Genomic DNA, 8164 nt, shown 5'->3' with positions numbered 1-8164 from the left:
GTCGCCGACAAGGACCTGCCGCGCGCGCGCGCGCTCGTGGCCGGCTGCACGCCGGCCGGCGAAGCAGCGGCACAGGTGGTCGATGATGCGTTCTCGGTGGTGCGCGATCCGGACGTCGACATCGTCGTCGAACTGATCGGTGGCTACGGCATCGCGAAAGAGCTGATCCTGGAGGCGATCGCCCACGGCAAGCACGTGGTCACCGCCAACAAGGCGCTGCTCGCGCTGCACGGCAACGAGATCTTCGGCGCCGCGCAGGCCAAGGGCGTGATGGTGGCGTTCGAGGCAGCCGTCGGCGGTGGCATCCCGATCATCAAGGCGCTGCGCGAGGGCCTCACCGCGAACCGCATCGAGTGGATCGCGGGCATCATCAACGGCACCAGCAACTTCATCCTGTCCGAGATGCGCGACAAGGGGCTCGCGTTCGATGCGGTGCTCGCGCAGGCGCAGAAGCTCGGCTATGCGGAAGCCGATCCGACCTTCGACATCGAGGGCATCGATGCCGGGCACAAGCTGACCATCATGTCGGCGATCGCCTTCGGCGTGCCGATGCAGTTCGATCGGGCGTACACCGAAGGCATCACGGCACTGAGCGCCGACGATATCCGCTACGCCGAAGAACTCGGCTACCGGATCAAGCTCCTCGGTATCACGCGGCGGGTAGGCGAGGGCGCCGGCGCGGGCATCGAACTGCGCGTTCACCCGACGCTGATCCCCGCCAGGCGGCTGATCGCCAACGTCGAGGGCGTGATGAACGCCGTGCTGGTGAAGGGCGACGCGGTGGGCCAGACGATGTACTACGGCGCCGGCGCAGGTGCCGAGCCGACTGCATCGGCCGTGATCGCCGACCTGGTCGACGTCACCCGCCTGGCGACGGTCGACCCGGAGAACCGGGTGCCCCACCTCGCCTTCCAGCCCGACCGCATCTCGAACCTGCCGATCCTGCCGATCGCGGACATCGAGACCGCCTACTACCTGCGCATGCGGGTGCAGGACAAGCCCGGCGTACTCGCCGACATCACGCGCATCCTCGCCGACCGCACGATCTCGATCGACGCGATGGTGCAGAAGGAGCCGGCCGCAGGCGAGAGCGAGGCCGACATCATCCTGCTCACGCATCGCACCGTCGAGCGCAACATGGATGCAGCGATCGCCAGCATCGAGGCGCTGCCGACGGTCGCCGGCCGGGTCACGCGGCTGCGCCTGGAAGAACTCTAGGCCGTGCGTTACCTCAGTACCCGCGGCGGGATGGCGCCGGCGAGTTTCCGCGAGATCCTGCTGGAGGGGCTCGCACCCGATGGCGGCCTCGCGATGCCGGAGTCCTGCCCGCAGGTCGACCGTGCGACGCTCGCACGGTGGCGCGGGCTCGACTACCCCAGCCTCGCGTTCGAGATCCTGTCGCTGTTCATCGACGACATCCCGCCGACCGCGCTGCGCTCGATCGTCGAGCGGACCTATCGGGCGGAGGTATTCGGATCCGATGCGGTGACCCCGTTGATCGAACTGCAGTCCGGCCTGCACCTGCTGCAGCTGTCCAACGGGCCGACGCTCGCGTTCAAGGACGTCGCGATGCAGTTGCTCGGCAATCTCTTCGAGTTCGTGCTCGCCGAGCGCGGGGAGTCGCTGAACATCCTCGGTGCCACGTCCGGCGATACCGGCTCGGCCGCCGAGTACGCGATGCGCGGCAAGCGCGGCATCCGGGTGTTCATGCTGTCGCCCCACGGCGCGATGAGTCCGTTCCAGACGGCACAGATGTTCTCGCTGATGGATCCGAACATCCACAACATCGCGATCCGCGGGGTGTTCGACGATTGCCAGGACATCGTCAAGGCGGTCAGCGCAGACCTCGCGTTCAAGGCACGCTACCGGATCGGCACGGTGAATTCGATCAACTGGGCGCGGCTGGTGGCCCAGGTCGTCTATTACTTCAAGGGCTACTTCGCCGCGACCCGTTCCGACGACGAGACCGTTTCCTTCTGCGTGCCCTCCGGCAATTTCGGCAACATCTGCGCTGGGCATGTGGCGCGCCGGATGGGGCTGCCGGTGCACCGGCTGATCCTTGCTACCAACGAGAACAACGTGCTCGACGAGTTCTTCCGGACGGGCACCTACCGTCCGCGCAGCTCGCGGGAGACGCGGCAGACGTCCAGCCCGTCGATGGACATATCGAAGGCCTCGAATTTCGAGCGCTATGTGTACGACCTGGTCGGCGGCGACGGTTCACGCGTGCGGGCCCTGTGGCGCGAAATAGACGAGCGTGGCGCGTTCGACCTCGCTGCCTCCGGCGAGTTCGCGAAGGTGGCGCAGACCGGTTTCGTATCCGGGCACAGCACCCATGCAGACCGCCTGCGCACGATCCGCAGCACGTTCGAAGGCAGCGGACGCATCGTCGATACCCATACCGCCGATGGCATCAAGGTTGCACTCGAACTGCGCGAGCCGGGCGAGACTGTGGTGTGCCTGGAAACCGCGCTGCCCGTGAAATTCGAAGCGACGATCATCGAGGCGCTCGGCCGTCCGCCGTCGCGCCCATCCGGGTTCGATGCGCTGGAGTCCGCTCCGCTGCGCTTCGAGGTGATGGATGCCGATACCGTCGCCGTGAAACGCTATATCGAGGCGCGCTGCGCCGACTGACCGGCAGGCAGGCCGTGAACGGGAACATGGACCATGACTGATCCGGAACACGAACTGGCCCGGCTGCTCGCAGAACGGTTCCAGGACGCGGGCGACCTCGATACGGGCTTCGCGAACGAAGGCCATGTCCGCATGGCCGCGCACGCCTCGATGCGCGACTGGGCAGATCGGCCCCTGCCGGAAGGCATGCTGCGCACGCTGGCGGCGATCGCGCTGTCCTCGCCCAGCAAGAGCGACATGCAGAGCCGCGACATCGTGGTGGTCACCGATCCGCAACGCAAGGCAGGGCTGGCCGCCCTCACGGCGCCGGATGCATGGATCGCCGCCGCCCCCGCGTTGCTGGTGTTCTGCGGCAACCACCGGCGGCAGCGCCAGATCGGCGAGTGGCGAGGCGTACCGTTCGCCAACGACCACCTCGACTGGTTCTTCAATGCAGCAGTCGACGCCAGCCTCGTGCTCGGCTCGTTCATCGTCGCGGCCGAGGCGGCCGGGCTGGGCTGCTGTCCCATCAGCCAGATCCGCAACCGCGCCGAGGCGGTGAGTACCTTCCTCGGATTGCCCGAGCGGGTGTTTCCGGTAGCCGGCCTCGCGGTCGGCTGGCCGGGTGCCGTGGCGCAGGTGAGTCCGCGGCTGCCGCTGAAGCTCACCGTCCATGCCGACCGCTATCGGGACGAGGGTGAAGCGGCGACACGCGCGGCAGTGGACGACTATGACCGCTGGCGCGATGGCCGCCAGCCATACCGGCGCCAGCGGCGCGTGCGCGACCTTGGCGTAGCCGCGTTCTACGGCTGGTCGGAAGACAAGGCCCGCCAGTACTCGGTCCCTGAGCGTGCCGACTTCGGGGCATACATCCGCGCGCGGGGATTCAAGCTCGATTGACGGTGGCCTGCCGTCAGAGTGTGCGGCCCTTCTGCCAGAGCACGTCCGCAATCCCGGCATCGCGGTTGACGACACGGCACATCACGAACAGCAGGTCGGACAGGCGGTTGAGGTAGTGCTGAGCCAGCGGCGAGACGGGCTCGGCCGCTACCAGTGTCACCATCCGCCGTTCTGCTCGCCGTGCAAGCGTGCGCGCCAGGTGGCAGGCCGCTGCCGCCCGCGATCCGCCCGGCAGGATGAAGTCTTTCAGTGGTTCAAGGTCGGCGTTGAACCGGTCGAGCACCTCTTCGAGCCGGCTCACATGGCGCTCCGTGACTGCCGTATAGCCCGGTATGCTCATCTCGCCACCGAGATCGAACAGGTCGTGCTGCACGGCGGTCAGGCATTCGCGTACCTCGGCCGACACCGGTTCGGCCAGTACCAGCCCGATCGCGCAGTTGAGTTCGTCCACCACGCCGAGCACCTCGACCCGCGGCGCGTCCTTTGCAACCCTGCTGCCGTCGCCAAGGCCGGTGTCTCCGCCGTCGCCGGTACGTGTATAGATCCTGGTGAGGCGGAAGCCCATTGCCGTCGTCCCTGGCGCCTGCCCTGGCTGCCTTGAATGTCCTGGGTACTGCCGGTGTCGCAAGTGCCCTGGCGCAGGCGCCCGCCCGGTCGGAACCGCCGACCGAGCGCGATTATAGGGGTGGCGTGCCTTCCGTCGAGGGTGATCGGCTTGCCGAAGCTGGCGCGGCAGCTGGCCGTGACCCTTCGGTTTCGAGTCGGGCACCGATCGAGGGGTCGGGCGTGCGTTGCGCGATCGCCTCCATCGCCTGCCCGGACGTCCTGAACAGGTTGGCTGCGCCGATCTTCTCGCGCAGCCCGGTGCGGTCGAACACCTCCATCACCTGCAGCTTGACGCCGCACAGCGACAGGGTTGCTCCGCTCGCCGCCAGTCGCTCCGACAGGTGCTCCAGCACCTCCACCCCGGAGGCATCGATCGCGTTGATGCCATCGGCCACGATCAGCACCTCGCGCGCGTCCGGCGCGGCGGCCACTGCCTCCAGCACGCTGTCCTCGAAGTACGGGACGTTCGCGAAGTACAGAGAGCCGTCGAAGCGCAGGACCACCAGTTGCCGGCTGGTCGGCAAGCCATGCAGCCGTGCGTCGCGCAGGGTGCCGTCCGGATGGCGCGCCAGAACGGCCATGCGCGGGCGCATCGTGCGGTACAGGTAGAGCAGGATCGCGAGTGCGGCGCCCAGCAGCACGCCGTAGTCGATCGCGGGCGCGAGCAGCAGCGCTGCAAAGAAGGTCGTCCAGGCCGCGATGCCGTCGTGCCGGTGCGCGCGCCAGGCATGGTTCATCGCCCTGAAGCCGATCAGGCTGGTGATCGCCATCATGATCACCGCCGCGAGCACGGCCTGCGGCAGGTGGTAGAGCATCGGGGTCAGCGCGAGCAGGGTCACCAGCATCAGCAAGCCGGTCACCACGCTCGACATCCCGGTGCGTGCGCCGGCGCTGATGTTCACCGCCGAGCGCGAGAACGAGCCCATGGTCGGGAATGCCTGGGTGAGGCTGCCCGCGATGTTGGCAAGGCCCTGTCCGAGGAGTTCCTGGTTGGCATCGATCCGTTGCCGGGTGCGCGCCGCCATCGCCTTGCCGATCGACACCGCTTCGACGAATCCGATCAGCGCCATCACGAGCGCGGCGCCGAGCAGCGAGCGTACGGCTTCCCAGGAAAACTGTGGCAGGGCGGGCGACGGCAGTCCGGGCGGGATCGTGCCCACGACCTCCCCGCCGCCGGACAGGTGCACGGTACCGCCGCGGATGGCGCGGATGCGCCAGGTCTGCCGTCCCGCCTCGCCGCCGCTGACGCTGCCGGACGGGTTGAGCGTGGCGATCGATCCGTCCGGTGCCATCGTGGCGTGGAAGGCCAGTTGCCGCAGGTCGCGCAGGCGCTGGGCGTTCTCGCGTTCCACGTCCGAGCGTTCGAGCTGCTTCAGTTCGAGCTCGTGGCGGCGGGTCAGCGCATCGCTGCGCGACAGGGCGGGGGCCGCTGCCGCGCGCAGGCCCTCGATGCGTGCATCGAGTTCCCGAATCCGTGCCGCCGCCTGCTGGTAGTCGCGGGCGATCGCCAGCACGTGCGGGTCGCCGAAGGCTTCGACCGGTGCGCTGCCGTTGCGCTCGAAGCCGATCGCCCAGCTGATCGCGGTGCCGAGCGCGACGGCCACGAGCACCCCGGGCCAGCGCGGCAACCAGCGGCGGAAGCCCCAGATCACGGCCATGGCCCCGACGCCGATGGCCAGGCTGGGCAGGTGGGCATCCGGGAGCTGGAGCAGCATGCGCCAGATGTCGCCGAGGAAGAAATCGCTGCGGCCGAGTGGCAACCCGAGCAGCTTGTTCAGCTGCGACAGGCCTATGATGATGGCCGCCGCCGAGGTGAAGCCGAGGATCACCGGATGCGACAGGAAGCTCACCACGTTGCCCATCCGGCACAGCGCGAGCACGAGCTGGATCGCGCCCACCATGAAGGCGAGCAGGATGGCGAGGGCCACGAACTGCTCCGATCCGAGGGTGGCCAGCGGGGCAAGGGCCGATGCGGTGAGGATCGAAGACACTGCGGCAGGCCCGGTCGCCAGCTGGCTGGACGATCCCCAGAGCGCGGCAACGATCACCGGCAGGAAGCCGGCATACAGACCGTAGTACGCGGGCACGCCTGCCAGCTGGGCATAGGCCATCGACTGCGGCACCAGCACCAGTGCGACGCTGATGCCGGCAACGATGTCCGCGCGCAGCGCACTGCGCTGCAGCGGCCACCAGTGCAGGAACGGCAGCAGCCGCTTCATCGGGCGTCCTGCGCCGGAGCGGCGGGCGCTGCCAGGCGGCACTCGTCGAACGCACACCCGGTGCATGCCGCGCAGGTGGCCGTGTTCCGCCGCGCGAGGATCGCCGCGATTGCGTCGCCCTTGCGCTCGAACACATGTCCGGCGCCCAGTGCCGCCAGCGCGCCCGAGCGTTCCAGCATCTCGCGCACCGTCGGCTTGAGCGCCGCCAGGTACAGGCCGCCGCCCGCGGCAGCGAGGCGGTGCGCCTCGACTTCGATCATGTGCGCCCCGGCGATATCCATCAGGTTGATGCCGTCGCCCAGCAGCAGCAGGTTGCGCGGTTGCCCGGCAGCGCCGGTGAGCTCGAGCAACCGGTCGCGTACGTGTTCGACCGCACCGTAGAAGAGCGACCCGTCGACACGCAGCACCAGCAGCTGGGGGCATCCGGCCGGCGGAGGTGCCGAGGCTGACACCGGCACGAAGCGCCGGGTGCCATCCGCGTCGGAAGCGGGCACCAGCTGCACCAGGGCCGGCTTGGAGGTACGGTTCAGGTAGAGCATCAGCGACAGCATCACGCCTGCGAGTATGCAGAACTCGAGGCTGATGAGCACGCCGGACAGGAAGGTCAGTACCAGCACGGCCGATTCGGTGCGGCTCGCCTGCAGGATCTGCCGTATGCCCTTGAAGTCGATCAGTCCCCAGGCGACGACCATCAGCACCGCCGCCATTGCCGCATGCGGCAGGTATGCCGCGAGCGGCGCGACGGCGAACAGGATTGCCAGCAGGAAAAGGGCGGATGAGGCCGCGGCCAGAGGCGAGCGCGCGCCGGCGTCGTAGTTCACGCCGCTGCGGTTGAACGAGCCGCTGGACGGGTAGCTGGAGAAGAACGCGCCGGCGATGTTCGACAGCCCCTGCCCGGTGAACTCCTGGGTGCTGTCGATGCGCTGGCCGGAGCGCACGGCGATGCTGCGCGCGATCGACACCGCCTCGGTCAGCGCGAGGATGGTGATCGCGAGCGCGATCGCGCCGGTCTCCCGTATCGCCGCAGTCGACAGGTCGGGCAGCGACAGCGGCGGCAGGGACGCGGGCAGCGCGCCCACAGTCGTGATGCCCGAGCGTCCGCCGCTGGCCGCATCGATGGCCAGCGCGGCCAGTGCACCGATCGCCATCGCGATGATCATGTACGGCCATCGTGGTACGTAGTGCCGCAAGGCAATCGCGCAGCCGAGGGTGACCAGGCTGACCAGCGTCACCTGGAGATCGATCCCGTCCACACGCAGCAACAGCGCACCCCAGGTCTCGAAGAATCCGGCACCGCGCGGGATGTCGATCCCGAAGAACGTCTTGAGCTGGGCATCGATGATCACCACTGCCGCTGCGGCCATGAAGCCGACGATCACCGTATGCGAGATGAAGTTCACCAGCGTGCCCAGGCGTGCAAGGCCCATCGCCAGTTGCATCGCGCCGACCAGCAGGGTCACCGTCAGCGCCAGCTCGACGTAGCGTGCGCTGCCCGGCTCCGCCAGCGGCGCGAGCGAAGCGAACAGCACGATCGAGATCGCGTTGGTCGGCCCCGAGACCAGATGCCAGGACGAGCCGAACAGTGCAGCTATCACTGCAGGTACCATCGCACAATAGAGGCCGTACTCGACAGGCATCCCCGCCAGGGTTGCGAATGCCACGCACTGGGGCAGCACGATCACCGCGCCGGTCAGCCCGGCGAGCAGGTCGGCGCGGGCCGACTGGCGAGTGATGCCGGGCAGCCAGCGCATGAATGGCAACAGGCGCAGGATCGTGCGGGGCAGGGCGTTCGAATCGGTTAAAATCTGCGGCACGGCGTCCGGATG

At 68.3% G+C, this 8164-nt stretch carries 6 protein-coding genes; 3 read left to right on the top strand and 3 right to left on the bottom strand.

All coding sequences use genetic code 11. The features are described 5' to 3' along the window. From ING98_10895 to ING98_10885, 3 genes are all read left to right on the top strand, one after another. Positions 1-1218, top strand: a 1218-nt coding sequence (locus tag ING98_10895) for a homoserine dehydrogenase (GenBank protein MCA3102375.1), incomplete at its 5' end; no start/stop codon positions are given. A 3-nt stretch (positions 1219-1221) separates the two neighbouring features. After that, the gene (locus ING98_10890) at positions 1222-2634 is read left to right on the top strand and encodes a threonine synthase (GenBank protein ID MCA3102374.1); all 1413 of its coding nucleotides are present in this window, start codon (positions 1222-1224) and stop codon (positions 2632-2634) included. Positions 2635-2667: 33 nt separating this feature from the next. Then, a complete protein-coding gene (locus tag ING98_10885; GenBank protein ID MCA3102373.1) occupies positions 2668-3513 on the top strand; it encodes a nitroreductase family protein in 846 nt (281 codons plus the stop codon). A 13-nt stretch (positions 3514-3526) separates the two neighbouring features. On the opposite strand, the gene ING98_10880 is transcribed toward ING98_10885, so the two are convergent. The 3 genes from ING98_10880 to ING98_10870 all read right to left on the bottom strand — a co-directional run bounded on the left by ING98_10880 (position 3527) and on the right by ING98_10870 (position 8089). Then, positions 3527-4078: a cob(I)yrinic acid a,c-diamide adenosyltransferase gene (locus tag ING98_10880; GenBank protein MCA3102372.1), complete on the bottom strand. Its 552-nt coding sequence runs from the start codon at positions 4076-4078 to the stop codon at positions 3527-3529. A gap of 112 nt (positions 4079-4190) precedes the next feature. Beyond that, on the bottom strand, positions 4191-6338 hold the full coding sequence (locus ING98_10875) for an STAS domain-containing protein (GenBank protein ID MCA3102371.1): 2148 nt from the start codon (positions 6336-6338) through the stop codon (positions 4191-4193). Next, entirely contained in the window at positions 6335-8089 is a 1755-nt protein-coding gene (locus ING98_10870) for a SulP family inorganic anion transporter (protein MCA3102370.1), read from the bottom strand. Before ING98_10870 ends, ING98_10875 begins: the two co-directional genes overlap by 4 nt. Positions 8090-8164 lie beyond the last annotated feature (75 nt).

This window comes from Rhodocyclaceae bacterium, from assembly GCA_020248265.1.
Lineage (GTDB): Bacteria > Pseudomonadota > Gammaproteobacteria > Burkholderiales > CAIKXV01 > CAIKXV01.
This window is presented reverse-complemented; position numbering and strand designations above follow the sequence as displayed.

What these genes read in the sequence shown, in the direction of transcription:
- ING98_10880 (MCA3102372.1), bottom strand. Translation starts at nt 4,078, where the DNA reads ATGGGCTTCCGCCTCACCAGGATCTATACACGTACCGGCGACGGCGGA.
- ING98_10875 (MCA3102371.1), bottom strand. Translation starts at nt 6,338, where the DNA reads ATGAAGCGGCTGCTGCCGTTCCTGCACTGGTGGCCGCTGCAGCGCAGT.
- ING98_10885 (MCA3102373.1), top strand. Translation starts at nt 2,668, where the DNA reads ATGACTGATCCGGAACACGAACTGGCCCGGCTGCTCGCAGAACGGTTC.
- ING98_10870 (MCA3102370.1), bottom strand. Translation starts at nt 8,089, where the DNA reads ATGCGCTGGCTGCCCGGCATCACTCGCCAGTCGGCCCGCGCCGACCTG.